Below are 25,656 nucleotides of genomic sequence, written 5' to 3' on the forward strand. Positions count from 1 at the left end.
CGGGCATTATCGCTGCGCAAAAGGCATGCTCCTTCGATCGCTGTTGTACCCTGATTTCCTCGAATATACCGTTATAGCGGTTGAAATCCGGGTACAAAGGCGAGCGCTGCGCTTCTCAGCGAGCATGCCTTCCGCTCCGCTCCGGCCCTGCCGCTCTTCAGCCGTTCAATCTGCCAAGGCCTGATTGCATTTAATGCAGGATAATCGCCGCTTTCGCGCTGCCTGCTCAAGTTATGCTGTATAGAATGCAGTATATTGGCCCTCCTCGGGGGCTTTTTGAACCAATTAGGCCGATTATCCTGCATTCCGTGCAGCGTACATCCTAGCAATGACCCTTCGAGGCTAATTATCCTGCATTCCGTGCAACGTAGTCGAAACGAAATTCCTTACTAACCTATTCATTCAGCCACTAACCGGCAAGTCCATTTCTTATATTGCTCCAATTCAAGGCCCATTGTATGATCTTAATATAATTGTATTTTTATTCCATACGTTTGGGGAGGGTAAAATGAGCGAGTTAACAGCAGCAAAAGCCAAGATAACGGGTTCATCTATCGTTTTGCTGGTTAAAGATATACAAGAGGCCTCATCGTTCTACCTCAATCTCGGTTTTACTTATGAAGAGATTGGCGGACATGTCCATGTAACAAGAGAAAATATAACCTTTATTCTGCACCCTGCCGTAAACAAGGATGACGTGCGGCCAAATTCCGCGGTGCAAGGCGGCTTATATTTCGATGCTTTTGCTTACACGGATGCCGTGGACCTGCTCGCGGAAGAGTGCCTGTCTAAAGCTGTCGAGTTTGTTAACGGCCCTAACTACTCGGAGCATTGGAGCGAATTTACCATTAAAGACGCCGATGGATACCGGATCGCTTTCGGAGGAGGAGTCTCCGGCCGGCCGGAATAAAAATTTAGTTTAGCAATGAAACTTTTCGATACCCTTAACCGTCTACTTGGTGACTTCAATTCCCGAATTGATAACTAGGAGGCCACCCATCATGAAAAAACCTTTTAAAATGCTTACCATTGCCGTTGCCGGCTCCTGCCTGCTTGCCTTTACTCCCGCGCTGGCCATGGCAGCTGAATCCACCGCCGTACCCGTTGCCGTGACTGCCGAACCGATTACAGCCGTGCCAATAAGCGCAGTGCTTCCCGATACGCAAGCCGTTAAAGTAACAACGAAAGTGATTGAGGAATCCTCCGATCTGCTTACCGTAAAAATCTCCGTTCCCGTCATCAGCGGTATGCTTGATACTTCCTATCAAGATAAATTAAACGCCAGCATCGAGGAAAAAGCGACGAAGGAAATCAACAAGCTGAAAGCTCTCGCTGCAGATGACAAAAAGTCCGCGCAGGAGAACGATTATCCGTTCCGCGCTTACGAACTCAATGTAACCTATGAGCTAAAAGCCGACGGCAGCACGGCCGCGAAGGGCATTGTCTCCTTCACCGTGTCCACCTATGAGTACACCGGCGGCGCTCACGGCGGCACTGCCGTAGAGGGCTACAATATCGTAAATAGCCAGCAGGCTGCCGAGCTGACGCTAGAGCAGGCGCTTGGCGACGGCGGCTTTGCGGCAGCCAACAGCGCGGTGCGTTACGCCATCAGCAAAAACCCGGATAACTTCTTCCCGGACGCTATGACAACGTTCAAAATCGATGCCGATCATACTTACTTCGTGGATAACAAAGGTAACGTGAATCTGGTGTTCCAGCAATATGAGATTGCGCCTTATGCCGGCGGCATCATCAACATTCCGGTGGATGCGACCACTTCGGTTGGCCCAACTTTAACCTTGTCAACCAAGGATTTGACGGCCGGTCCGAACGGAGCCCATTACATTCCGTTTCGTAAAGCTGCGGAAGCGCTGGGCTACAAGGTAAAATGGAGCAACAAGACGCAAAGCGCTGAAATTTCCCGCGATGCGCAATGGACATCCGTAACCGTAGGCAAAAACAGCTACACCATTAATAAAATGGCTCCGGTTCAGCTGTTTGCCGCGCCTAAACTAATAAAAGGCTCGCTCTATGTGCCGGATGAATTTTTCAGCAAAATTCTTCACCTCGAGATGAAGAACAATACGACCGATAATTCGGTAACGATCAAAGGGTAGTTTGTACCGATATCGCGGAGCTGATCTACAATGCTCCAAGCAAAGGGCTGTCTCATTGAGACAGCCCTTTGCTTTGCTTCTTAGCGTACTTACATTGGATTCACTCCAGTGAAATCGGACTGAAAGGCGCACATTTTACGACGACAAAGACACCGCGGACTGCATCCACGGTGTCTTTGCGTCTAATAAAGCTCGTTATACAACAAATGAAGAACCTTAGCCGCCTCGGCGCGGGTCAAGTTGTTCTGAGGGGTCAGGTAACCGTTGCTGCCGTTAATGATGCCCGAAGCAATCAACTTCTCTACGCTTGGCTTCGCGTAAACCGCTACCTTGGCGGCATCCTTGTAGCCGGATAGCGCTGCCGACTCCTTGAGCGGATGACCCGCTGCCGTGAAGGCACGGTCGAGCAGCACCATCATATCCTGACGGGAGATCGACGCCCCCGGATTAAACTTGCCTTCACCCGAGCCGCTTGCGAGACCAAGCGCTTGAGCAGTCATAACGTCTTCATAGTAATAAGCCTTGGACGTAACGTCCTTGAAGCCCGTGCCCGTCGACTCCGCATGCTTGGCCACTACGCCTACCAGCAGCTTCGTGAAATCCGCTCTCGTAATATTAGCGTTTGGCGAGAACGTATCGGCGGTTGTGCCGTTAATAATGCCGCGGATCGCCAGCGCTTCAATGTCCTGACGCGCCCACGAGGACGTTGTGTCCTTGAAGGCTTTGCTGCTGTTCACAATCGTATACAAGCTGAAATGCGTGGTGGAGAAGCTCATTTCACCGTTTTCCGCATGGAAGCGTCCTGTCGGTACAATCTGCAGCTTACCGTTGCCGTCGATATAAGCAGCAACAATCAGATCCGCGTTTACTTTCTCCGTCGGAGACAACGTGAACGGAAGCACGACCTGAACAGGCGCCTGCTCGTTCTTCCATTCAATCGCTTTGCCATCCAGTTCAAAATGCAGCTCCAGCACCGGGCGGCTGCCTGCTTGCTGCTGGGCGGAAGCCGGCAGCGTTGCCGGATCGACCTGTTTTACGCGTAGCGTCAAGCTTTGAGCCGAGCCAAGCTGGCCAGCCGGGATGACATGATCCGGAATGGTAACCGTTCCAAACGGCGTATTGATCTCAACCTGGCGTTTCTCGTTGGCGTTGAACAGAGAGTATGGCAGCTGGAACGCAATTTCCTTCGCGCCGCCTACATCCGTGCTCTTCACTTCGAAGGAGATCGTTTTAATATTTTGGCTGTTCAGAGCCGCGTGCTCTAGAGCTTCCAGAGCTTTCGTATTGTCGATCACATGCGTGTAAACGTTGGAATCCGATCCACCCGTATTGCCTGTGCCCGTATTTCCGCCATTGCCCGGATCAGGTGTCCCCCCGCCTGGTGTATTCGAAGCTGAACGCGTAATTTGCAACGTTTGATTAGGAGTGAGGCTCTCGCTGGTGGCCCCGCCCGTTCCGGTCAATCTCGTCAGAGTTGTCTCTGCCAAGGTAACAACGGTAGCCGCGCTGTCCGTGTAAGTAAAGGTAAGCGTACAAGCCGTAAAGCTTCCCGAAAAATGGTTCGATGTATCAAAAAATCCAAAATAGCTGATGCCGTTCTTTTCTTTCATGGATACTTGCGAGGCACTGCCGATTGCTTGCGAATAAGTTACCGATTTTAACTGTACATGGCTGTCCGTCTTGATACCAAACTCCGCGCTGCTAAATAGAGTCTGCGAATTGAGAACGAGATCAACCGAGAAGGAGGAGGCATTCTTGTCGACTTCGATCGCTTGCTTCGAGAATTGAACCGTAGAAGAATCGGCCGCAAAAGCCAAGGCGTTAAACGGGAGAACCAGGAAGCAGATAAACAGCAGACCTGCTAACAATTTCTTTTTCATCATCATGAACTCCTCATGGGTTTAAAATACAGGAAAAGGCGGCGGGCGCCTTTTCCTGCTGCTAATAAGTGCTTACTTGCCTTGGAAAATATGAAGGATAATAATCGTGAAGTCCGTCAAGTCGACCTTGCCGTCGAAGTTCACGTCCGCCAGCTTCGATGTTGCCCAGTCAGCGTCAGTCGAGCTTGCGCGGTAATGATCGATTGCGACCGACAAGTCGGCCGAAGTCAGCGTACCGTCCTTGTACAGGTCCGTAATATCTTTGTAGGAACGGATTAGGATGGAGGATGGCAATTTATCGAAAATAGCGCCCAGATCGGTATTCTCCGAGCTGGTGTTCACGATAACTTTATCAAGCTGAACATCCGCTTGAACGTTGTCTACATCCGGATTAACCGGTTTGAACGTCAGCTTGATCAGATCCGTGAACTCGGTGAGCGTAATCGGATGCTCTTGGAAGCCCGCGATCACGCGTACCGTGCCCGGCTCGACTTCATTGGCCTGCAGGAAGCCGTTTGTTTTGTCCAGAAGCTCTGCCCCTGTCGCCGGATCAAACGTAAACTTCGACGCATCAAACTTGAACGTTACATCAAGCACATTAACCTTGTCGGATTTGCCAAGAGCCAGATAGAACTCTGCCCCCGGACTTTCCTCCTTGATAATCGTATCCTGCTTCGCGTGAATCTTCACCATCGTTCCGACTACCACGTCAAACGTACCTGTGTAAGGAACGCCGGCAACCGTATAAGTAACCGTGACATGCTTCGTGCCTTTTGTTGCGGAATCAAAGCCGGTGATCGTTACTTGGTCGAGCGGCAATGCGGTTTTGGAGCCGTCAAGGTTGATTTTGCTGACCGTCAGGCCCGTTGTATCCAGAAGTTCGCCTACCCCGTAGCTCTTTTTCGTTGGAGGCGTTGTTACTTCAAGACCCGACATGTCCGTGTGAACCATCGTGTAAGTGTCCACTTTAGCCATGGTGTCCGTGCGGTAAGTATCTACGGAAATCGAGTTGTGGTCGATGTTGATCATCGAGAAGGTTGGAACCTTCAGCTGGCTCTTCACATCGGAGTAGTAGTCGTTCAGCGTTGTTTTCAGATCGTAGTACTTGCTGCCAGAAGCGGAGTTCGCAGTCAGGTACATGATCCCTTTCGGGTTAACGAAAACGCCGTTGTCCATCGCTTGGCCTTTGATCGCCTGGTCGCCTTCCATTTGGTACGTCTTTACGTAGGAATGGTCATGGCCCATAAAGACGAGGTCGATGTCCAGCTTATCAAATACCGGGAACAGCACTTGGCGAAGGTTAAGAATCGAGGCATCCGTGGAATGGTTAGCCGGGCTGTAGATGGAGTGGTGGAACGTGACAATTTTCCATCTTGCATCCGGATTCGCATCAATCGCGTTTTTCATAAATGTCTCATGCTCCGCGCTATTAGCGGAGTTTGTATTTAATACCATAAACAAAGTCTCGCCGTACGTATAGTAGTAGTCGCCGCCGGCAGGCGTAACACCGTATTGAGCCGACTCATTCGGCTGGTTGTAGTGGTACTTGTAGTTTACCGCGCCGTCATGGTTGCCGACAACGGTTGCAACCGGCAGATTGCGAAGCTGAGCCGGGCTCAGGAAGCCGCTGTACTCGGATTCGCTGGAAGCGGTGTTGACTTGGTCACCGGCCGACATAATATAGCTCATGTCCGGGAACATTTGAGTCGCTTTCGTCAGCGTGTTCGCCCAGCCGGCTGCATCCGTCGCTGCGTTGCCGCTAGCGCCGATCTGAGGGTCGCCTACGAACATGACGCTGAAATCATGGGAGTCTTTCGTGCTGAAGTCATATGCCGTGCTCCAATGCTCGTCCAGACCGTCACCTACGCGGTATACATAATCGGTTGATTCCTGAAGTCCCGTGATCGTAGCTTTGTTGGAGAAAAAGCCCGTCACCGCAGCCGAGGATGTACCGTTAAACGAAGCAGCCGTTGCAGCAGGAAATACGCCGTCAACCACATCCGCTTTTTTCGCGATCTGAACAACCGTGCCTACCGGCTGCGTTGCTGCCGAATACCAAGTCAGGTTGACCTGCGATTCGTCCGCGCCGGGATTAAGCAGAATGTTGCTCACCGTGTACGGATCAACCGCTTGCGTGCTGACACCCGTGCCCGGCTCATCCGCCGCGTTAACGAGCGTTGCCATCAGTGACGTGGCGAGTACAGAAGCGACCAGTACGGAGTACAGTCCTTTGCGCACGCCTTTTTGTTGCTTCAAAACGTTAAACAATGTAATACCCTCCCACTTTTTGATTGCCTTGAACGGTAAAGCTTGTCTATCTAAGGCATCATAAAAACCTTAGTGCTCAAATGTTTTGGCAATGTTATCCTCATGGTGAAGTATTTGTAAAATCCTGTCGTACCTTCATGAAATCTATACACTAAGCATCGCAATTCCTTCCTATAAAAACGCACGCTGAATCAGCCAGATCAGACCAAACACCGATATCGTCGCCGACATGGCCGGCATGGTCCAACGGATCCGGCGGGCATAATGAATAACCGGATACAGCAGCAATACGATCATCAGTTGACCGAACTCGATGCCAACGTTAAACGTCAGCAGCGATGCTGCCATTTGCCCCCCGTCCAGCCTCATCTCCGACAGCGTGGCCGCAAAGCCGCACCCATGAATCAGACCAAAACCAAAGGCCAGGAACAGATTATGCTTGCTCGCGTTTTTGTTCAGAATGCTGTTCAAGGCCACATAGATGATACTCAGCGCGATCACCGACTCGACCAGCTTGCCCGGCAGATGAATAACGCCAAAGCCGGCCAGCAGGAGCGTTACCGTATGAGCCGCGGTAAATGCCGTCACGACGCCAAGAATCTGCTTCATCGAACGCGCGCCGATCAAGAGGCTAAGCACGAACAAAATATGGTCATAACCCGTAATCAGATGCTCGATGCCAAGAATGAAGAACTGCTTCACCGCGCGGAGCAGACTGATTTTCCCCAGCTCCACTTCCCGGTTGTCGAAGTTTAAGACGTAGCTTTGCTTACCGCTGCCGTCCTGCTTGAGGTCCAGCGTCACGTAGTTCATGTGCCATTGATCCACGTCATCGTAGATCGGCTGGTAGTCGAGTACGAAATGCTCCGGCTTGCCCGAAAGGTTGAAGCGAAGGATCGCTTCCGCATACGGCTGATCCCTAGCTACCGTTGCATCCAATGTCAGCAAGGAACCATTCAGCGGCAGGCTGTCCGCATAGAGATGGATTTTGTCCAAAAGGTAAGCTTCCACATCGTCCTTATGCTCGGTAACGAACTTCTGCAGCACTTCCGGCGAAAAGTCGCCTACATCCGGGTCGTTCGGGGCGACGGCAAGGCGAAGATCGTACATATCGATCCGAAGATCATAAGCAATGGAGCCGTCCTTCAGCCCAATATCGGAATACGCGACGCTGTTGCCGCTATGCGCTAATGCGGCCTTCCCCCCGCCTAATCCGGCAACGAGCAGAAACAGACCCAGCATGCTTGCCGCAAGCAGCCGGCGGATCCTCTTACGGTTCATAGTCCAAATAACCTCCAGTTCATGTCTACTCTTGTCCTATCGTATAGGTGAATTGTTAATGGAATTGGTTTATTCCTTAAATAAATTGTAAATTAATCCCTAATTAACAATTCATTATTATGATGGGGACAAGATTGAAGGACACGGAGGGAATCTTCAGTGAACGTATTTTGGAGCAAAATGGCGCAGCCCAGATTTCGGACAGGCGTATTTATCGCATTGCTGATTATATTCGCAGCCTCGGTATACCAGTTCAACCGGATGAATGAATTCACGTTTAACGAGCAGCTAGGCAGCGGTTATGAACGTTACGAGAAAGCACGGGTCGTGGAGATCACGAAAGAACAGCTTGAGAAGGATCCCAATATCGAAGGACTGTACCGGGGAACGCAGGAGCTGAAGCTTAAGATTCTGTCCGGCGAACATAAAGGTGAAATCATGCCCGTTACCAACTATCTCAGCACCATGTTTAACGTCCATGCGAAGGTAGGCACCAAGCTTGTCGTGAACATCGCAACGGCCGATGCCTCCCATATCAACGTGACGATCTACAACTATTACCGCGCGCCGTATCTCTATGGCATGATCGCGATTTTCCTGGCTATTTTATGGGCAATCGGAGGCAAAAAAGGGCTGAAATCGGCTGTTGCCCTCCTCTTTACCTTCAGCAGCATCGTCTTCCTCTTCCTGCCGATGCTGTATCGAGGCTACTCGCCGATGCTCGCAGCCATTATCGTCGTTACGACGACGATAATCGCCACCTTGCTGCTGCTCGACGGCTGGAGCTCCAAGTCGCTGTCCGCCATCATCGGCACGATGATTGGCGTAATCCTGGCAGGCGGCGTAGCTATATTGGCGGGTCATCTGCTTCACATTTCCGGCTTTAATACCAATGATTCCGAGACGCTCCTTATTATCGCCGACAATACCGGCATGAAGGTTGAAGGCCTTCTCTTCGCCGGGGTCATTATCGCCGCGCTTGGAGCCATTATGGATTTAGGCATCTCCATCGCATCGGCCGTCCATGAGGTTTACATAACAAATCGCGAGCTGGGTCCACGCGCCTTGTTCCTTGCCGGCATGAACGTAGGCCGCGATATGATGGGGACGATGGCAACCACCTTGATTCTCGCCTTTACCGGCTCCTCGCTTATGTCCCTGCTTGTCCTGTATGCGTACAAGGTGCCTTATGACCAGCTGGTCAATATGAACCTTGTCACCATTGAAGTGCTGCAAGGCATGACCGGCAGTATCGGCGTGATTCTTACCGCGCCAATCGTAGCCTTTGTCTCTTCAAGGCTAATGCCTTATTACGACCGGATGATGGGTCGCAAGGCCGCTTCCACAGTAGAGATCGAACAAGCCCGCCCTGTTCCGGTAGACAGCGAGAAAGCCGCGGTATCGCAATAATAAGCCGATAATAGAAAGGCCATCTGCCCAAACGGACAGATGGCCTTCTTCGTTACGGTTATGTACATCCGATTAGTCTTCATGCTCCGCATAGCCGTTCTCGACGAGATAATCCATCTCCATATCGAGAATTTTCTCGACCGTCACTTCGTCCAGCTTCACATCGCGCTGCTTCAGCACATAATCGACCAGCTCGTCACTGTCGATATCGATAACTTGGCCTTTCGCCGAGCTTTGCGCCTTATCGATAAAAGCCTGCTCATGCTTCAGCACCAGGCTGATCGTTTCAGCCGGAACCTTGGTCTTCTCCGCCAGATAGTTCACCAATTCTTTTTCGTTCAGTTCGCTCATCGTTAGAACAACTCCTCGAATTTCAAATTCTTGGACTATTGTACCATCCCGGGAGTCAGATGCAAAAAACGCCTATTAGAAAAACCCCTTATCGCGTCTGGATAAGGGGTTCGGTCTGCGGTTTGCAGCCTATTATTGCGCCGTATAACCGCCGTCTACGGTAAGTGTCGTACCCGTAATGAAGGATGCATCCTCGCTTGCGAGGAAGAGAACGGACTTGGCAATCTCCTCCGGCTTGCCGAGACGGCCCATAGGATGCAGGTTAATCAGATATTGTCGCGCCTCTTCGCTGCCGCCTTGGATAAGCGGCGTATCGATATAACCCGGGCAAACCGCGTTCACGCGGATGTTCTGCTGCGCATAAGCAATCGCGGTGCTTTGCGTTAACAGCTTCACGCCGCCTTTTGCCGCCGAATAAGCCGGAATGGTGTTGCGGGCCACGTGGCTGTGAATCGAGCCGCAGTTCACGACCGCTCCGCCAGTGCCCTGCTTCAGCATCTGGTCAATCGCGTATTTATCGCACAGGAATACGCCTGTCAGATTGATGTCGATCATGCGCTGCCAGTCCTTCATAGACAGCTCATGAGTAACGCCTTGCGCGCCAATCCCCGCATTCGCGAACAAGATATCCAGCTTGCCGTATTTTTTCACCGTTGCGGCCACCATCGCCTTGACGCTTGCTTCTTCAGCTACGTTTGTTTTTACGAACAGGGTATCATAGCCCTGCTTGTTCAACTCTTCGGCTACCGCTGCCCCGTGGTCCGAAAAGTCCGCGATTACAACCTTCGCTCCTTCAGCCGCGAATGCACGGACTGTCGCTTCCCCAATACCGCTTGCTCCGCCGGTTACGATTGCTACTTTGTTTTCAAAACGCATCGTTATTGCCACCTCTTATTCGAAGAATAATAAATGATTGCTTATCTAGCCATCGCGCCGCCGTCGATTACCATCTCAGTGCCGGTCATGTAAGACGATTCGTCCGAAGCCAGGAACAAGACGAGATTCGAAACCTCATCCACGTTGCCTACCCGGCCAATCGGCGAAACAGCCTGTCCAAGCGCTTCCTTGTCGCGATGCGTTGTTGCCGCTGCATAATCAACCATGGCCGTATTAATGTACCCCGGATGAATCGAGTTGACCCGTATGCCCTGCGTGGCAAATTCCATCGCTACATCCTTCGTCATCGTCCGCACCGCGCCTTTGCTGGCGCCATACAGCACGTGGTTCGGCGAACCGCCAATACCCGCGATGGAAGATGCATTGATGACCGAACCGCGCTGCTGCTTCAGCATCACCGGAATGACATGCTTCATGCCGAGGAAGACGCTGGTCACATTGATATTCATCAGACGGTTCCAATCCTCCACCGTTGTGTCAAACAGCGGCTTTATTACGTAAATACCGGCGTTATTGAACAACACGTCGATTGTTCCGAACGCTTTAACCGCCTCGTCAACAACCTGAATCCAGTTGTCCTCGCTGCCAACGTCGTGGCGAATCGCTAACGCTTCGCCGCCCAGCTTTTTCACCTCGTCGGCCGTCTGCTTCACGCTTGCTTCATTAATATCCGTAACGACAACCTTCGCTCCCTCTTTCGCAAAACGAAGCGCCGTCGACTTCCCAATCCCGGTACCCGCACCTGTAATAATCGCTACTTTGCCTTCCAGACGCATACCAAGCACCATCCTTGTCTCTATATTGTGTCACCCGAAACGAATAAAGAATGAACTTACAATTCAAGTATAGGACGGTTTAGTGTAATAATAAATTTAGTTAAATTTACGGGATGTTAAATAAAAATAAAGGAACGATCATCCGCCATGAATATTGATCAGCTTGAATATATCCTGGAAGTCGCCAAGGTGAAGTCGATCTCGGCCGCTTCCAACAACCTGCATGTCACGCTGCCCGCGATCAGCCAATCCATTACGCATCTAGAGACCGAGCTTGGCGTAAAGCTGTTCACCCGTTCCAGGCACGGGACCTTCCCTACGGCAGAAGGCACCATCCTTATCGAGAAGGTTAGCGAAATTATCGAAAAGGTACGGGAGTTGCGCGAAGAAGCGCAGAGCTTCACCAATACGATCAGCGGCGAGCTGCGCATTGCCACCATTCCGGGACCGATGTCGCTATTAGTGAAGACGATAGCGGCGTTTAAGAAAGATTTTCCGAATATCCGGATCGAGATCTCGGAAACCCGCTCCCAGGAGATGATCACTAGCATTCACCAGGATAAAATCGACCTTGGCCTGCTCGTCCTCTACAAAGATCTCGAGCCTAGCGTCGAAGGACTCAAATTCACGAAAGTGATGGACGTCAGCATGACCTGCTGCGTCAATAAGAATAGCCCGCTCGCCTTGCGCGAACGGGTAAAAGCGGAGGATCTGATGCGTTATCCGCTTGCCCTCTACAATGAGGACTATATCGACTGGTACGTCAAGCACCTGAACGAGCATTACGGCGCAACCAACCTGCTGTTCACGACCAATAATCTGGAGGCGATCCGTCAGGCTCTCGACGATGAGCTTGCCATTACGCTCGGTTTGAACTATTCCTTCAATTACGGCAATTACCGGAACTACCCGACCTATAAGATACTGGACATTGATCTGCCAACCGCACCGCCCGTCCCGCTTGGCTGGATGCAATCGAAGAGCAAGTCCAATTCCAAGATTATCAAAACCTTTATTCATCGGCTGCAAATGCAGTTTCCTATTCAGAATTAATCTGGCTTTATAGCGGCTCGAAGCGTATAAGAAGGTTCGGTTTACTTCAACCTGTACCTATACAGGTTGACGCTTAAAGGAGCTGCATCATGACCGAACCCTTATTAACCTTTCTCGTACTAAATAATTAGTCGCTGCCATTTCCACCCTGAAATTTGTATTTCTGGTCTTAGGCGCCTTCCTGATTTCACGGGGATCATCGTGGGAACAACATTAGTTATTCTCTACATGGTGCAGCTCAAGAGTGCCGGCGCTCCTTACTTATCGCCGCTGATCCCGTTCAAGCGAAAAAGAGTATCTCCTTCCGGTTAACCGGGTCTGGAGATACTCTTTTATGCAAAAAGCAAGTATTAGTGCACAGCGGCTTCCGCGAGAATTTCGCATTTTCTCGCTTCACGCTCGTCATGGGTCATACGCGGGCATGTGTAGCATTTGGCCCCGTTCTCGCGGCGGTCGTACATGCAGCAGGAGGAAGGGATAAGCCATTTCTCCTCCGTATTGTACGGGTTCTCCACGTAACGCGGGTTCGCGAGGTAATACGGATTGCGTCTGCGGTTAAACAAGGCGGGATCAAGGAATTCCGCAAGCAGCTTGCCATCCGCCAGGAATTGCTCGTAGAGCTGCGGCATCTGCATGTGAGCAGCGACGAAATCCTGCGTCATCTTGAGCTGACCGCTGAATTGCTGCCAGATCGCATCCGGCTTCAGGTCGCCGGCTTCGGCGATCGCTTCAATCGCAGGCGTAACGAAATTCGTGAAATACTCCTCCCAATGCTGGAGCAGGAAGGCTTTGCGCGCCTCGGGCTCCGTTGGCACCGGAATGGAGCGGAGCTCTTTTATTTTATAGCCCAGATGGGCATGATCGTCATGCAACTCCACCTGGTAGTTGATATTATCCGGATACATATCGAGTAACTGATTATACATCGAAGCGAACAACAGCTGCACGATGCTTACTTTGCACAGGGAAGTTCCTATGAACGATGCCGGCAGCGCGTTCGAGATTGCCTGCACCGTCTCCCCGCTCCGCTTTAGCGCCTCCTGCAGAGTAGCCGGATCAAAAAAGCCCGTTGCCGGTATATCGTAAATCGGATGCTCCGCCCCCTCGGGCGAAATATGATAATACATCTTTACGAGACTAAAATCGAACAACGTCTCCGACCTCCGTTTCATGATTCCCCTAGGCCTCTGGACCGCCAGACTGCCTCTTTCATCCTATGTAAAGAATCCTCTTATATGATAACGATTCTCAAAAACGCTGTCAATTTAGAAACCGCATAAGAATCGCCCTTTTGCCTAAAGCTGTAGATAGAGGTGAACCTTATGATCTTTATCATCGGAGCAGGGCTGGCTGTAGCCGCAGCCATTGTCGGATGGATCAGCTACCGGAGCCAGATGGGCAAATCCGTCTTGGGCGGTCTCGCCGCCATCGCGATCTTTCTGGCCTCCACCGTCATTGCCACTTCCGCCACCCGTACCATTTTGGACAATACCATATACATGACCGAGATCCACTCGGTGCTGGGGTCTCCGACTTTTATCATCAGCACGGGGTACTTGATGGTGTATGGCCTTGCGCGGATGGTTACGGGGATTGGGCGCGGGGCAGCTGCCAGGTAAAAAATAAGGACGCGAGGGCGTTCAAACAGCCTTCCGTCCTTTGCGATCTGTCGGTTCAGTCCGCTTTTCCATATTTCAAAGTCCACTGATCCAACCACTCGGCGTAAGTAAGTCCCGTTATATGCTCCATGTCCGATCCGTCCAAATAGCTTGGACCGCCCATAAATATCGCGCCATTGCTTAGAGGAAGAGGAAAAGCATACCCTCCAATCACCCTGCCTTCTGCCAGCATGACCGTAACCGCCGTATTCGTCTTGGAAAATCTCTTCAGAGGATGATTCGTAACGACAAAATGATATTCCTCTATCATTGTGCCCAGGTACGCATCCGGTGACACCTTCTGTGTACCCCATACCATAATCCTTGGCCAATTACCTTCTTCAACCATCAGCATACTCTTATCCAATATATAACGGTCAGTCGTTACCGCGTCATTGGTGAGCTTATAACCCCTCATAGTTAATGCCCGCTCCGCTAACGCCTGTTCATCCAACGGAATCTTGTGCACTCCCCATATAAGGATAAGAAGCACGATACTTGCAAATAACATAGGCATGCCGAGTCCTCGCATATACGGCCCCTCCTGGCTAGAAGCTGTTGGCAGCAAAAAAGCATCTCCCTTATGAGGAGATGCTTTCGTTCTTCTATTTCTGATAGCTGTAGCTCGTGTTCGCCACCACAGCCAGCATTCTTTCTTCCTTGATCATCGGGGATTGGCATAGGAAGCACACGGGAGCTTCGGATAATGAGAAGTTATCCCTCATCCATCCCTTGCATTGCTCGCTAGAGCATGACCATACCACTGTTAATTCAGTAGGCAGTTCTTCAGCCGTCTTTTTCCGAGAATACATTCATATCCCTCTTTCCTCTGATCTGTAATAATGAAAAAAGCCCCAAACCTTGAAGTCCGGGGCATTTTTACGTAAAATCCTACAGTTTTACAACGTTTTCCGCTTGAGGACCACGGTTGCCTTGTACGATGTTGAACTCAACGCGTTGACCTTCGTCAAGGGATTTGAAGCCGTCGCCTTGGATAGCGCTGAAGTGTACGAATACGTCGTTGCCGCCTTCAACTTCGATGAAGCCAAATCCTTTTTCTGCGTTAAACCATTTAACTGTACCTTGTTCCATGTTCAATTACCACCTTGTATATGATTTACATGACATTCTTATTTTGTTCAAAAAATAAAAAATTCACATATCGTGCAGGATTATTTCCTTCGATAAAAATAACCCTCTACGAGATGTGAATTCAGGTCACGTTTAATAAATTCATTATAGCACATCCAAATGGAAATAGCTAATACCAATGGAACCCATTAGGAAAAAAACATTAATTCTGCCTAACAATTAGGTTTTTATCGAGAAAATGGACGAGAAATACGGCTCCGGAGGCGAAAAGAATCTCGTGTGAAAGCGTCTTTTCATCCACGATCAGAAGCTCATCGTAGCCCCAATCGTCAAAGCCTCTGCGGTCAAGTAGGTCAGGTGGATCCATCGTGATACCGATCCTGCTGATATGGTTATAGACCAAAGTCCATTCGTCTTGGGCACCCTTAACGGTGATATACAGATCAATAATCTTCTCGTCATGCACTTCGGCTTGCACGAGCTTGTATTCCTTGAGGTTATATTCATGGAAACTGAAGGTATGGAAAAAGTCGTACAGCTCATTGCCCAACCTGCCCTCCACCTAAGAAACATTTTCCTATCCGACGCGTTAATATAGGCAATCCGTAACAAACTTCGAATTGAGGTGACCAATGAAGACTTTAGACGGCCTCTAGCTTCCCCCTAAGGAGGTTAGAGAATTATGAGCAGAAGTTTCAAGAAATCACCTGCATGGACGGAACAGAGTACACCAAATGCCATCTGGGCTAAAAGACAAGCCGCAAAAACCGTACGCCGCTTCACCACCGATATTTCAAACGGAAAATGGTACCGGAAGCTGTACTGTCCATGGAATATTTGCGATTACCGTTTCTACAAAACGAAACAAGAAGCCATTCAAGAATGGGAGACATCCCGATGGCCAAGCGACCTGGCTAAGACAAGAGCTGAGATCATCAACGAGTGGGCTAAAATGTACAAAAGAAAGTGAAGAGAAGCGTCGGTCAAGGGAAGCCCGGCGCTTTTTTTTCTATGCTTAGCTTAGATGCGAAAAAAAGCTTTCGCCGTCTGCGAAGTCGCTTGAGCCACTTCATCCGCCGGTTTCCCTATACACTCCGCAACCGCCTGCAAAATATGTGGCAGAATGGCCGGTTCATTCCTCCCGTCTTTCGGCTTCTCCTTCAAATCCCTCGGCGTCAGGAATGGCGCATCCGTCTCGATCATCAGCCGGTCCAGCGGAACAATTTGCACCAGCTCCCGGAGATGCTTGCCTCTCCGCTCATCACAAATCCAGCCCGTAATCCCGATATGGAAACCCATCTCCAGATACGCCTTCAGCTCCTGCACCGTACCCGTAAAGCAATGCACGACGGCATTTTTCACGCGATGCTCCTTCAGCATCCCGATAAAATCCGACGACGCCTCCCGTTCATGAAGGAACAACGGCATATCCAGCTCAAGCGCCAGACGAACCTGCTCTCCGAACCATTTCCGCTGTACATCCCTCGGCGAGAAGTCCCGATTGTAATCCAGCCCGCACTCCCCGATCGCAACCACCTGCGGCATCGCCGCTAACTCGCGCAGCTTCGCAATCGTCTCTTCGTTGCAATTCTTCGCATCATGCGGATGTACGCCAGCTGTGGAATACAGCTTCCCGGAATATGTTCCGGCATAACGTGCCGCGTCCACACTGTTCCTTAAGCTAGTGCCGGTGATGATAAGAGGCGTAACATGGTTCTCCGCCGCTCTGGCTACCACTTGGTCACGATCCTCATGGAATGAACGGTGCATCAGATTCACGCCGATATCTATAAGGTTATTCGTCATGGTTATCTACTCCCTTATTTCTGTTCGAAGACCGAGCAGCAATCTGCCGGAACACGGTCAGCGAGCCACACTTCGTTGCCTGCAAAGTAGAAGACGACACCAGTTTCTTTTGCACGCGAAGTATCAATCTTCAGAATCACCAGTTCTCCCCTGCGGCTTCCCGCCAGCGTTGCAAAATGAGTCCCCTCCGACAAATGCACATACAGACGGTACATCGGATGAAGCCCTTCTCCCAAGATGGACGGCAAGGCCTTCCTGTTGGTACCGTGATAGAGGATTGCCGGTGGTTCACCAGCTTTATATTGAACCCGATCATGACTATGCCCATATCTTGCCCGAATACGTCCATCCTCGATAGCAAAACGCTGCTTTTCCGAATGGCGGACGACCTGCTCTATATCTTCCATTGTGATCCCAGCCCATTTGGGCTGAGCTTGTATCGCCTCTAACAAAACATGTATCCCGCAGGAACCATCCTCCGGATCAAGGCTGACCCCGAACTGTTCCGGCGTATGCCGAAGGATCTTCGTCATTAATTTGCTTAAGCTTTGTTCCATGGCCTGATTCAGCATGGCTTTCACTTCGCTTTCTCCATTAAACTTCCAGTCATTTCATTATAGCCCCTTCGCAAGAGACGTGGGCTGGATTAATCGGATTTAGCCAAACGTTCCCATAAAAAAGCCTGAACCAATGAGGATTGGCTCAGGCGTTATTTTACTCGGGATTTACGGTTACATTGAACTCATATCGACCTGAACCTAGAGTGACGGCGATATCGTTCGGTTCCGCCCTCCACTGAATGGTTTCCGAAGATTGATCCTTATCGGATGACGGCCATATGGTCCGGTTGTATCCTTTTTCAAAAATGGATATTATAAGGGCATTGGGGGTTTTTATAGGAAAATAAACCTCTCCCGAGCCGTTAGGCGGGATCTGGATCTCGCAGGCCCAGCTGCTGCTATCCTCTCTGGACCAGCGAACGGCATACTCGCCGCGAATGGTATGAACCGATGCGGATGCATGGTTTAACTCGTACACACGGAACGGTTTAAAGACAACCTGCCCGAATGCTACGGAATCCGGATGCGGGGACAATCCGGCCACATGCTTGTAGAACCAGGAGCTGACGCTTCCGAACATCGGATGATTATGGGAGTCATGTCCGTCCCAGGATTCCCATAGGGTGGTGGCGCCATTTTCAATCATGTAGCCGTAGCCGGGGTAGTCTCTTGCCGCAACCATCTTTAACGCTAGATCCGTTTCTCCCCGCTCACTCAGAAGATCGAACAAGAAGAAGGTCCCGAATATACCGGTATCCAAGTGTCCGCCTAGATCATCCCGGTAATGCTTCAGCACCCGCTCCCACACTTGATCCTCATATCCCTCTGGAACACAGCCCAGAACCAGCGGGAACAGATCCGCACCTTGCCGACCTATGGAGTAAGTGGCGGTTTCGGGATCGAAAAACGCCTCGTTAAACGCTGAGCATATGAAGTCAAACAGCCTCGCGTATTGTTGGGCGTCCTCTTCATGACCAAGCACTCCGGCGATTTCGGACATCATCCTTACCGTATAGGCATAGTAGAACGTGCTCACTAAGGTTGGAGGAAGCTCATTCGCACCCGGGATACACCAATCCCCCAGGAACCAGCTGTCCGGTTCTTCGAACTGGACCAGATAACCTCCGCGATTACGCGTACCTAGATAGCTTATCCAGCTTTGCATCCCTGCATAATGCTCAGTGAGCAGACGACGATCCCCATACAGGCGATACATCGTCCACGGCAAAATGATATAGGCGGATCCCCAAGCGACTCCACCTCCGCCCCCGTTGAACGGAGCCGTATGCGGGACAAAGCCCGTCTGTTTGTTCTGCGAGTCGCTAATATCTCCAATCCACTTCGCGTAAAAAGCAGCCATATCAAAGTTGTAACTCGCCGCCCCCGCAGTCAGGTGTCCGTCCCCTGTGTATCCAAGTCGTTCGCGATGCGGACAATCGCTTGGTACGCCTCCATGCATATTGGTCAGCTGCGACCAACGGTAAGCGCTCTGCACTTGATTGAGTAATGGATCAGAGCAAGCGAACTCGCCTATAGGCTCAACCGAAGCATGAACAACAATGCCTCCGAGGTCCGTCAGCTCCGGTACCCCGGGATACCCGGTGACCTCCACATAGCGAAAACCATGCCAGACGAATCGGGGTTCGTATTGCTCTATTCCCTGGCCTTTCATGATGTAAGTATCCGATTGAATTTGGTCATTACCGCCGCAGCTTAGCGTATCTAGCGTGCCATCGCCACAGAGATTTTCCGCAAACTTCAAAGTAACCTGTTGCCCGGCATCCCCTTGCATTCGAATGCGCACCCAGCCGGAAAAGTTTTGACCGAAATCGAAGATGTAGGTATGAGGTTTGGGCTCCGCACGGGAGATGGGTTTAAGCGTGCTGATCTTTTTATCCGGGGGAGACGTCTGAGCCATCAGCTGGCCCTTCGGAGAACGAACCAAGCGGGCCTGATCCCAAGACGAATCGTCAAACTCTCGGTCATTCCAACCTGGCTGTTCAAGCCTCGCGTCATAAATTTCTCCGTAAAAAACGTTATTAAACACGATTGGTCCGGAGCTCCAATTCCAGCTCTCATCACTGCGGATGAAATCCACCGTACCATCCTCGTAGGTTATGGCCATCTGCAAAATTAATCGGGGAGCGCCGTAGTTCATTTTCCCTTCAATCGTTCTCTCGGTCTGGTTGTAAAAGCCGTTCCCCAGCATTACACCGATTGCATTTTCACCTTGCCGAACATTGTCCGTCATGGCGTATTGAAGATAATTGACCCTCTTGGAAGTCTGATCGTCGAAAGGATACAGCAGCCCCTCGATCTTGCGGTCATCATAATCCGTCCAGTTTGGAACAAGGACGTGGTCACCAACTCGATTGCCATTCATATACAGCTCGAAGTAGCCCAGTCCCGACACTGATATGGAGGCCTGCTTTATATCTTTATCAATGTGGAAGGACTTTCTGAATAATGGCGATGCAATCGTCTCGTCTGCACCAATCCATTGTGCGGTCCATTCATCCGGGCTCAGGATACCCATCTCAAAAAAAGCAGCCTCTTCCGATTCATATAGCTCTCCATCCTGGTCCCAACATTTCACCGTCCAGTAACAGCGTTGCCCGCTAGCGAGTGGGCTGCCAGCATACTCAATGTGGAAGGTATCGGCAGATTCGACTTTGCCCGAATCCCATAGCTCGCCGATTCCGGAGAGCGCATCCTTTTCACTCTCGGATACGATAACCTGATAGGCAGCCTGCTTTCGGTTACGTTTGGAAGATTCCAGCTCCCAGCTGAAGCGAGGCTGGGTTGTTTGTATGCCAATGGGGTTGTGGTTGTACTCACAGCGTAATCGAACGATTTTTTGCATGATCGTAGTCCCCTTTTATTAGTAGATGAGTGACCATGTATTCGCCTTCAAAAACTGGTAAGTTAGTATACACATACAAGGAAATAACACCGTCATATTAACATACTAACTTATCGAAATAAATAACAATACTCATACAAACCAAAAAATGTCACGCGAATCAAATTTACTGATTGGCGTGACACTTTTTTTGCTATTTCCCTTCCCCCAGCATGTCGACAAACGGAAGATCCGCCGGAGCAAATGTAAACTTCCCGAGTTCTGCAGCGGTGATCCAGCGAAACTCATCATGATCAACCAGCATGATCTCACCACTTACGAACGTCGCTTTATAAGCAATCAGCCTGATGTGGGTTGCCCCATAGTGATGATCATTAACTCCAAAATAAGCATATGGGTTAATCTCGATATGCATCTCCTCAAGCAACTCTCTCTTTAAGCAAGCTTCGGCCGTTTCGCCCGACTCAATCTTGCCACCGGGAAACTCCCACATCCCGGCTTGAGACTTCCCTTGCTTCCGTCTCGCGATCAGAATCTGACCTTGTCCATTTTCAATAATAGCTGCCGCAACCTCGGTCATGTCATTCACGTCCTAAACAACTGCTTTATTCTTCGTTGATACAAGGGTTGGCAGCATTTCATAAGAAGCGCATCAGCTTATTACCTTCATGTCTGACATACTCCTCTTACCCGCACTAGCTTTCTTCACAGTAATACGGATTCCCTAATGCATCGATAAGACAATCTAGTTGTCTTAGATATTCATAATTACTTACATCATCTCGGATAAAAGAGGTATCCATCCCTGACTTTCGTATATTTTCAATCCAACTTAATGCCTCGCTTCTACTTACACCTCGGTATAGCATACCATAATATAAATAAGCGAATTCATTACTAATATTTGTGTTGAAAACAATCGGATCATCTGTGTTTATACTAATTAAAGTGTCGGAAACACTATTTTCAATGGGATCATTAATTTGAAAAAACTGATTTTCGTAGAGAGACTTTATGTCACCGATTACAAAATTTGATGAAGGATTGACCTCTATTACAATACCATTTAGTGCTACTTTTTGCTTAACATACTGCTGCATATCTAGAGTCATCTCTTTTTCTATTTCAGTGGTCCTAACAAAAATCGGAGTCATAAGTCTCTCTAAATAAGTTCGGTCGTGAAAAATCAGCGCAAGGGAATGAATATTTTGACTTACTCTTTGGGTGTCACCTGCCTCTTTTGAGGAAGTTTCAACTAGCTCAGTAATTGGCTTAAAGCGGCTCTGATATACCTGATAAAGCATCTCTATAGAAATTCCGTAACTAAAAGCATCTTTTAGTATATTCTGTGCTGTTTCATATATTTTGTGTTGTAGATAAGAAAAAGTTCTAAAATTGTAATTTGAAGTGCGAGTATACACCCCCCAAATCCACAAGAGATTATCCAGATACTCACCCTGTGGAAGTATAACCTGCTCATTTTCATGAACCCAACTCTCAACAGGCACTCCCAAAGCAATTCCATGTCCAATTCGGTCTCCAGAATGGAATTTACAGTAATCTATCACCTCATCAATTCTTCTCAACCCAGAATTTAGATGTCTGTAGTCTTCACCTGCATGAAATGTAAAAAACAAACTTTGTTGCTTGATTTTGCGACCATTCTGATCTAGTGTTCTCATTCTATCTTGATCGCTATTTCGTGCTTTCTCAAACACAGGGCTTAAAACTTGTACCGGTGTGTTATTTTCTAGACTAGCCGCATCAAGTCCGACAACGAAATTAGAAAGATAAGGCACCCTATTACGTAGCTGTAGAATCATATTTATTTTTTTAAAATATTCTTCTTGAATACGGCCGTAATGAAGATATTCGAGTTGACTCGGGTTTTCAACAAATTGTTTCCAATCCTTATCGATATTATCTTTTTGCTTTATGAAATGATAAACAAGACCGACACGTGGAAAGAATATTTCTTTATTTCTGTCCACCTGATAATCCTCGATCAATATTCTCTTATAAGCCTGAAGGACCTTAAGAATATTAAGACGGTTTGTTGACTCCCGATTTGCAATAGATAACCGCAGTTCAACTTTCTTTAAATACTGATTTTGAAATAGATTCCTTAGCATCTCTAAAAAATACTGGTCATCCTGAGAACTAAATCCTGATGTTGCTCTATCGAAATAACTCCTAAAGAAATCAAGCCCCTTTACAGAATTAGATTGGTTTACCTCTTGATAAAATTCATTTTTGATTCTCAAATAGCGAAAAAATACATGTTGAAATTCGTTTAGGTTCTCTAATTCTTTTCCAATACACTCTTGTTTATATTTCATAACTTGGTGTAGAAATATATTTTCTCCATAAGTATGGATATACCTATAATCTTTAAATATTGATGTAATCCAGTCGATTCCCAAATTCAAATCAATCGGAAGCTCCTTTTTGACTTTTTCTAAGGTGCTTTTCAATTTTTCAACTGAAGAAAATGTAGAATCATTAAACACTAGATTTAGTAAATCATTATCATTTGATCTCAAATTATCTTTAACCCACTTACTTAAAGATAACCTTGAATTTGAAGCAATGTACCCAGCCAACAAATACCTCAGTAATTGGGCGGTTAGTATATACTCCTTAACCTCACTCGAATTACATGAAAAAGATACACGAAAGTTTTTTAAATAGTTTCCAATAGGACTACGTGTAAAATCCCCATTAAAGTTCATACAAGTCTGCCATAGCATTGTAAAAGTAAACGCCGCACTTGCATGCATATGATTCTCAGCAACTCCACTTTTTAATACATCGTGTAGTGGAGCGTCAACTAGATTGATATGTTGGTACAACCCATCTAGATCCAGTGGTTCAAATAAATTATTGGAGGCATAATAACTAGCCACAAACAAATCGAGAGGCAGTAATCGACTTAATAAGCTAAACATATGAACCTTGTCAAATTCTGAGTATGCCTGCCATACATCTGCAAAAGGCTCGTCCTTCTTTCCTATCTCATGCTTCCAATACTTAAATACCACTTCTCCGTCACGATGAGACAATAACACACGTGTAAATTGATTTACCAGAAGAAAATAATATTCATATAAATAAAATTCCACTTCTTGAACTGTTAAATCCTCTTTAGAAAAATAGTTTTGAAACAAATAAGGATGAAATTTTTCAAGTAGTAAGTTCACTTCATCCAAACTAGAAGGAGTACAACGTGACATAAGCGAAGGATATAATCTATTCAAAAATGCTTTTAAAAGGCTTGAGTTTTGTTTCGTTCTATGGTGAACGTGCCAAACTAACTCAACTAACTCATCGTTTCTATTAAAAAGCAAATCTTTAAAAGGAAAGAAGGCTATATGAAGAGTTATTTGCATCTTATTGAACATCTTCATTCAGTTCCTCATCTTCATCTAGATTCATTCCAAAGTCGTTTAAATCCATGGTTACTAATTCCATTGCTTCTATAAAACCGTCTTTTAGTTTACGTCGCATTTCTTCTTTAATTCTCTCGTAATTCTCATCAATTATGGCAGCTTCATTAACCTGTTTTAAATAAACGTCCAGATGACGTAGTACCCAGAGTTCATCTGGCTCTAGATTTGATGGTGCCATATACGCTTCCCTGCTTAGAATCTGGAGCAATGTTGCTGCTTCTTGTCTCCCATACCATACACTGTAGTTATCAGCCAGCTTTTTTACGAGAAATCTACGCTCGTTATACTGCTGATAAGTTTCTTGTTTATTTATTGTATCTTCTAATTTATTTTTTGTTTTTTTATAATTAGTTTCAGAAGTTCCATCTTGACCACTATTTTTAAAATATTTTATCGCTTTATTAACTACATCCTCTTCTTTCCACTCAACAAAAAGTTGCATTATAGATAGCTTTTCACGAAGTCTGGCAAACAATGCTTCATAGAAAAGAACAATTAGTTTGTCAACACGATTCTTCTGGGCAGGCGTATATGTGACTTCCTCATTCATCTGTTGTTTCTTTATAACAGAACTCAAAATGCCCCTCAACTGCCTAGCAGCATTTTTTTTATTTCTACTTCGGTCTAAAGAATTATTTCTTTCTTGAAGTGCCAATAACTCTTCATTAAATTTTATATCATTCCACTTATTGACTTCCACGATAAGATGAAGAAATAATTCCTCTGCAAACCGAGAACTCACGAGCAATGTCTGCATTCTGCCCCAAGGTCCATTTGTCATGGGATATTCATATAACGACTTATAATATACATACTCTCCATTACTTTCACTAGCTTGTGTTAAAAAATTTAAAATAAGTTGCGCATCTTTAAGACTCGAATCTAACTGTTTGGACCTTACATACTGATGATAATAAAGATTGGATAATAACTTTTCTTCCTTACCCTTAGTAATAAGTTGATTGATTTGAGTCAGTAGCCATCTATCGAGTTGTTCCGTCCAAGCAGTGAATCTATCTTCCTTTTTATAGGGATGAACAAGCCATTCCTTCTTATCAAGCAACAGATCTGTTAATACTAGAGAATTTTGAAAACTTATATAAAAGAAAAACTCATTGACTATTCTTCCATATCTGTTTAGTCTAGATTCTTTTGAATTAGAATCATGATTCAATTGAAGAATCTCTCTCAGTCCCTTTAATTGCTGGCTCCTACATTCTGTTTCATTAAAGCGTACATCACTTAACAAAGATTGAATCATTTCTCCTATAATCAATAAAGGGAACAAAAGACTATTCTCTTGTTTAGAAGAAATTTTACCATCTTGGATCTCTTTTAAAATAATATCTGTAACTTCTTTATCTGCAATTGCTTCGACTTTCGAATAATCTAGAAACGTGTTTTTGGAATCTTGCCCCCAAACTATAAATTTTTCCAGAATATCCCGTTGGACTGCTGCCATTTGGGTTGAGGAAAGTAATATTGTATCTACTAATGACTTAACGATGGTGAAGCGCTCTCGCTTTTCTCGTTCATCAAGCTCAATGTCCGCTCTCCAAAGATCAGAGTAACGTTCATTCATTTCATGAATGTGGTAATAAACGTTTACAATCCCTCTTGGTGTTCGATCAAAAATGCTGAAGCTTTTAACAATTGGATGTAATGCTGGAGAACTGTCCAATCTATAGCCAAATAAGTTCTTACTTATGAAAAGTTTATTTAATTGACTAATAAGCGTAAGATCCCCAAACGCAAAATGAGGAATAGTATTTTCGTTCCATTGCAACAATTGATGGCGCCTCGCTGGAGGAATAATTTTCTTAATATACTCATGAGCCAGCCTTTGTTTTCTCTCTTTTATTGATTCTCTTTCGTTTGCTCTAAAATTTGAATCTAAATTGCTAAGCGGAAGCTTTTCGTCTTGCAGTAAGGCCAGGGTGATTGATTCCAGCAAAATATCAAAATCACCAGACAAAATCGTCACCACATTTGGATGATTTGTATATTGAAGAATTGCCTCCATTAATTCTCTGCTACGGATCATTTTTAAATCGATATCATCAATAAATAAGAACAGAATTGGCTCTCTTTCTTTTTTTCCAACATTAATTCCTGATTCAGCTGATGAAGTATTCATAATAGTCCGTTGATTTGCAACCAGGGTGGACTTAAACTAAAAAGTAGACACTTCGTTA

General features: G+C 47.3%; 24 protein-coding genes. 7 read left to right on the top strand and 17 right to left on the bottom strand.

Going from position 1 to position 25,656, the window contains the following annotated elements:
• The first annotated feature begins 508 nt into the window (after positions 1 to 508).
• Together CFI03_RS17885 and CFI03_RS17890 are read left to right on the top strand one after the other, a co-directional pair.
• On the top strand, positions 509 to 910 hold the full coding sequence (locus CFI03_RS17885; RefSeq protein WP_248758276.1) for a VOC family protein: 402 nt from the start codon (positions 509 to 511) through the stop codon (positions 908 to 910).
• Between the two features lie 91 nt (positions 911 to 1,001).
• Positions 1,002 to 2,117 carry a PdaC/SigV domain-containing protein gene (locus CFI03_RS17890; protein WP_248758277.1) on the top strand — a complete coding sequence of 372 codons (1,116 nt, stop codon included), beginning with the start codon at positions 1,002 to 1,004 and terminating at the stop codon, positions 2,115 to 2,117.
• Positions 2,118 to 2,299: 182 nt separating this feature from the next.
• Here the strand turns inward: CFI03_RS17890 and CFI03_RS17895 are convergent, their stop codons facing one another.
• The 3 genes from CFI03_RS17895 to CFI03_RS17905 all read right to left on the bottom strand — a co-directional run bounded on the left by CFI03_RS17895 (position 2,300) and on the right by CFI03_RS17905 (position 7,546).
• Complete coding sequence (locus CFI03_RS17895) at positions 2,300 to 3,997, bottom strand: S-layer homology domain-containing protein (protein ID WP_248758278.1); 1,698 nt, start codon at positions 3,995 to 3,997, stop codon at positions 2,300 to 2,302.
• Positions 3,998 to 4,069: 72 nt separating this feature from the next.
• Complete coding sequence (locus tag CFI03_RS17900; protein WP_248758279.1) at positions 4,070 to 6,265, bottom strand: metallophosphoesterase; 2,196 nt, start codon at positions 6,263 to 6,265, stop codon at positions 4,070 to 4,072.
• A 171-nt stretch (positions 6,266 to 6,436) separates the two neighbouring features.
• On the bottom strand, positions 6,437 to 7,546 hold the full coding sequence (locus CFI03_RS17905; RefSeq protein WP_248758280.1) for a HupE/UreJ family protein: 1,110 nt from the start codon (positions 7,544 to 7,546) through the stop codon (positions 6,437 to 6,439).
• A 159-nt stretch (positions 7,547 to 7,705) separates the two neighbouring features.
• Here CFI03_RS17905 and CFI03_RS17910 point away from each other — a divergent pair, with 159 nt between their 5' ends.
• A complete protein-coding gene (locus CFI03_RS17910; protein ID WP_248758281.1) occupies positions 7,706 to 8,956 on the top strand; it encodes a YibE/F family protein in 1,251 nt (416 codons plus the stop codon).
• A 72-nt stretch (positions 8,957 to 9,028) separates the two neighbouring features.
• Here the strand turns inward: CFI03_RS17910 and CFI03_RS17915 are convergent, their stop codons facing one another.
• The 3 genes from CFI03_RS17915 to CFI03_RS17925 all read right to left on the bottom strand — a co-directional run bounded on the left by CFI03_RS17915 (position 9,029) and on the right by CFI03_RS17925 (position 10,980).
• The gene (locus CFI03_RS17915) at positions 9,029 to 9,307 is read right to left on the bottom strand and encodes a hypothetical protein (protein WP_248758282.1); all 279 of its coding nucleotides are present in this window, start codon (positions 9,305 to 9,307) and stop codon (positions 9,029 to 9,031) included.
• Between the two features lie 132 nt (positions 9,308 to 9,439).
• On the bottom strand, positions 9,440 to 10,183 hold the full coding sequence (locus tag CFI03_RS17920; protein ID WP_248758283.1) for an SDR family NAD(P)-dependent oxidoreductase: 744 nt from the start codon (positions 10,181 to 10,183) through the stop codon (positions 9,440 to 9,442).
• Positions 10,184 to 10,224: 41 nt separating this feature from the next.
• On the bottom strand, positions 10,225 to 10,980 hold the full coding sequence (locus CFI03_RS17925) for an SDR family NAD(P)-dependent oxidoreductase (RefSeq protein ID WP_248758284.1): 756 nt from the start codon (positions 10,978 to 10,980) through the stop codon (positions 10,225 to 10,227).
• 147 nt (positions 10,981 to 11,127) lie between these two features.
• On the opposite strand from CFI03_RS17925, the gene CFI03_RS17930 reads away from it, so the two are divergent.
• Positions 11,128 to 12,033 (top strand): LysR family transcriptional regulator, encoded by a 906-nt coding sequence (locus CFI03_RS17930; RefSeq protein ID WP_248758285.1) that lies wholly within the window; start codon positions 11,128 to 11,130, stop codon positions 12,031 to 12,033.
• A 201-nt stretch (positions 12,034 to 12,234) separates the two neighbouring features.
• Positions 12,235 to 12,345, top strand: a complete 111-nt coding sequence (locus CFI03_RS17935) for a spore germination protein (protein WP_248758286.1) — start codon at positions 12,235 to 12,237, stop codon at positions 12,343 to 12,345.
• Positions 12,346 to 12,383: 38 nt separating this feature from the next.
• On the opposite strand, the gene CFI03_RS17940 is transcribed toward CFI03_RS17935, so the two are convergent.
• A complete protein-coding gene (locus CFI03_RS17940; RefSeq protein WP_248758287.1) occupies positions 12,384 to 13,205 on the bottom strand; it encodes a (2Fe-2S)-binding protein in 822 nt (273 codons plus the stop codon).
• Positions 13,206 to 13,355: 150 nt separating this feature from the next.
• On the opposite strand from CFI03_RS17940, the gene CFI03_RS17945 reads away from it, so the two are divergent.
• Positions 13,356 to 13,652 (top strand): transposase, encoded by a 297-nt coding sequence (locus CFI03_RS17945; RefSeq protein ID WP_248758288.1) that lies wholly within the window; start codon positions 13,356 to 13,358, stop codon positions 13,650 to 13,652.
• A 55-nt stretch (positions 13,653 to 13,707) separates the two neighbouring features.
• Here CFI03_RS17945 and CFI03_RS17950 read toward each other — a convergent pair whose 3' ends face one another.
• The 4 genes from CFI03_RS17950 to CFI03_RS17965 form a co-directional block, all read right to left on the bottom strand.
• On the bottom strand, positions 13,708 to 14,223 hold the full coding sequence (locus tag CFI03_RS17950; protein ID WP_248758289.1) for a hypothetical protein: 516 nt from the start codon (positions 14,221 to 14,223) through the stop codon (positions 13,708 to 13,710).
• Between the two features lie 73 nt (positions 14,224 to 14,296).
• Entirely contained in the window at positions 14,297 to 14,503 is a 207-nt protein-coding gene (locus tag CFI03_RS17955; protein ID WP_132312856.1) for a cold-shock protein, read from the bottom strand.
• 79 nt (positions 14,504 to 14,582) lie between these two features.
• Positions 14,583 to 14,783, bottom strand: coding sequence for a cold-shock protein (locus tag CFI03_RS17960; protein ID WP_012772304.1), 201 nt, complete (start codon positions 14,781 to 14,783; stop codon positions 14,583 to 14,585).
• A gap of 202 nt (positions 14,784 to 14,985) precedes the next feature.
• Positions 14,986 to 15,333 (bottom strand): hypothetical protein, encoded by a 348-nt coding sequence (locus tag CFI03_RS17965; RefSeq protein WP_248758290.1) that lies wholly within the window; start codon positions 15,331 to 15,333, stop codon positions 14,986 to 14,988.
• Positions 15,334 to 15,465: 132 nt separating this feature from the next.
• Between CFI03_RS17965 and CFI03_RS17970 the strand changes: the two genes are divergently transcribed.
• Entirely contained in the window at positions 15,466 to 15,753 is a 288-nt protein-coding gene (locus tag CFI03_RS17970) for a hypothetical protein (protein WP_248758291.1), read from the top strand.
• Positions 15,754 to 15,803: 50 nt separating this feature from the next.
• On the opposite strand, the gene CFI03_RS17975 is transcribed toward CFI03_RS17970, so the two are convergent.
• From CFI03_RS17975 to CFI03_RS18000, 6 genes are all read right to left on the bottom strand, one after another.
• Positions 15,804 to 16,589, bottom strand: a complete 786-nt coding sequence (locus tag CFI03_RS17975) for a TatD family hydrolase (protein WP_248758292.1) — start codon at positions 16,587 to 16,589, stop codon at positions 15,804 to 15,806.
• 14 nt (positions 16,590 to 16,603) lie between these two features.
• Positions 16,604 to 17,161: an RNA 2'-phosphotransferase gene (locus CFI03_RS17980; protein ID WP_248758298.1), complete on the bottom strand. Its 558-nt coding sequence runs from the start codon at positions 17,159 to 17,161 to the stop codon at positions 16,604 to 16,606.
• 142 nt (positions 17,162 to 17,303) lie between these two features.
• Positions 17,304 to 20,012: an alpha-L-rhamnosidase gene (locus tag CFI03_RS17985; protein ID WP_248758293.1), complete on the bottom strand. Its 2,709-nt coding sequence runs from the start codon at positions 20,010 to 20,012 to the stop codon at positions 17,304 to 17,306.
• Positions 20,013 to 20,205: 193 nt separating this feature from the next.
• Positions 20,206 to 20,592 (bottom strand): 8-oxo-dGTP diphosphatase MutT, encoded by a 387-nt coding sequence (mutT, locus tag CFI03_RS17990; RefSeq protein WP_248758294.1) that lies wholly within the window; start codon positions 20,590 to 20,592, stop codon positions 20,206 to 20,208.
• A gap of 115 nt (positions 20,593 to 20,707) precedes the next feature.
• Positions 20,708 to 23,419, bottom strand: coding sequence for an amidohydrolase family protein (locus tag CFI03_RS17995; RefSeq protein ID WP_248758295.1), 2,712 nt, complete (start codon positions 23,417 to 23,419; stop codon positions 20,708 to 20,710).
• Positions 23,403 to 25,598, bottom strand: coding sequence for a hypothetical protein (locus tag CFI03_RS18000; RefSeq protein ID WP_248758296.1), 2,196 nt, complete (start codon positions 25,596 to 25,598; stop codon positions 23,403 to 23,405). Before CFI03_RS18000 ends, CFI03_RS17995 begins: the two co-directional genes overlap by 17 nt.
• Between the last annotated feature and the right edge of the window lie 58 nt (positions 25,599 to 25,656).

It is taken from the genome of Paenibacillus sp. ATY16, from assembly GCF_003399985.2.
Classification (GTDB): domain Bacteria; phylum Bacillota; class Bacilli; order Paenibacillales; family Paenibacillaceae; genus Pristimantibacillus; species Pristimantibacillus glycanilyticus.

Coding starts and splice junctions, on each gene's coding strand:
- CFI03_RS17975 (WP_248758292.1), bottom strand. CDS start 16,589: ATGACGAATAACCTTATAGATATCGGCGTGAATCTGATGCACCGTTCA.
- CFI03_RS17950 (WP_248758289.1), bottom strand. CDS start 14,223: ATGCGAGGACTCGGCATGCCTATGTTATTTGCAAGTATCGTGCTTCTT.
- CFI03_RS17930 (WP_248758285.1), top strand. CDS start 11,128: ATGAATATTGATCAGCTTGAATATATCCTGGAAGTCGCCAAGGTGAAG.
- CFI03_RS17895 (WP_248758278.1), bottom strand. CDS start 3,997: ATGAAAAAGAAATTGTTAGCAGGTCTGCTGTTTATCTGCTTCCTGGTT.
- CFI03_RS17915 (WP_248758282.1), bottom strand. CDS start 9,307: ATGAGCGAACTGAACGAAAAAGAATTGGTGAACTATCTGGCGGAGAAG.
- CFI03_RS17960 (WP_012772304.1), bottom strand. CDS start 14,783: ATGGAACAAGGTACAGTTAAATGGTTTAACGCAGAAAAAGGATTTGGC.
- CFI03_RS17885 (WP_248758276.1), top strand. CDS start 509: ATGAGCGAGTTAACAGCAGCAAAAGCCAAGATAACGGGTTCATCTATC.
- CFI03_RS17945 (WP_248758288.1), top strand. CDS start 13,356: ATGATCTTTATCATCGGAGCAGGGCTGGCTGTAGCCGCAGCCATTGTC.
- CFI03_RS17980 (WP_248758298.1), bottom strand. CDS start 17,161: ATGCTGAATCAGGCCATGGAACAAAGCTTAAGCAAATTAATGACGAAG.
- CFI03_RS17925 (WP_248758284.1), bottom strand. CDS start 10,980: ATGCGTCTGGAAGGCAAAGTAGCGATTATTACAGGTGCGGGTACCGGG.
- CFI03_RS17970 (WP_248758291.1), top strand. CDS start 15,466: ATGAGCAGAAGTTTCAAGAAATCACCTGCATGGACGGAACAGAGTACA.
- CFI03_RS17955 (WP_132312856.1), bottom strand. CDS start 14,503: ATGTATTCTCGGAAAAAGACGGCTGAAGAACTGCCTACTGAATTAACA.
- CFI03_RS17985 (WP_248758293.1), bottom strand. CDS start 20,012: ATGCAAAAAATCGTTCGATTACGCTGTGAGTACAACCACAACCCCATT.
- CFI03_RS17920 (WP_248758283.1), bottom strand. CDS start 10,183: ATGCGTTTTGAAAACAAAGTAGCAATCGTAACCGGCGGAGCAAGCGGT.
- CFI03_RS17905 (WP_248758280.1), bottom strand. CDS start 7,546: ATGAACCGTAAGAGGATCCGCCGGCTGCTTGCGGCAAGCATGCTGGGT.
- CFI03_RS17940 (WP_248758287.1), bottom strand. CDS start 13,205: ATGAAACGGAGGTCGGAGACGTTGTTCGATTTTAGTCTCGTAAAGATG.
- mutT (WP_248758294.1), bottom strand. CDS start 20,592: ATGACCGAGGTTGCGGCAGCTATTATTGAAAATGGACAAGGTCAGATT.
- CFI03_RS18000 (WP_248758296.1), bottom strand. CDS start 25,598: ATGAATACTTCATCAGCTGAATCAGGAATTAATGTTGGAAAAAAAGAA.
- CFI03_RS17890 (WP_248758277.1), top strand. CDS start 1,002: ATGAAAAAACCTTTTAAAATGCTTACCATTGCCGTTGCCGGCTCCTGC.
- CFI03_RS17995 (WP_248758295.1), bottom strand. CDS start 23,419: ATGAAGATGTTCAATAAGATGCAAATAACTCTTCATATAGCCTTCTTT.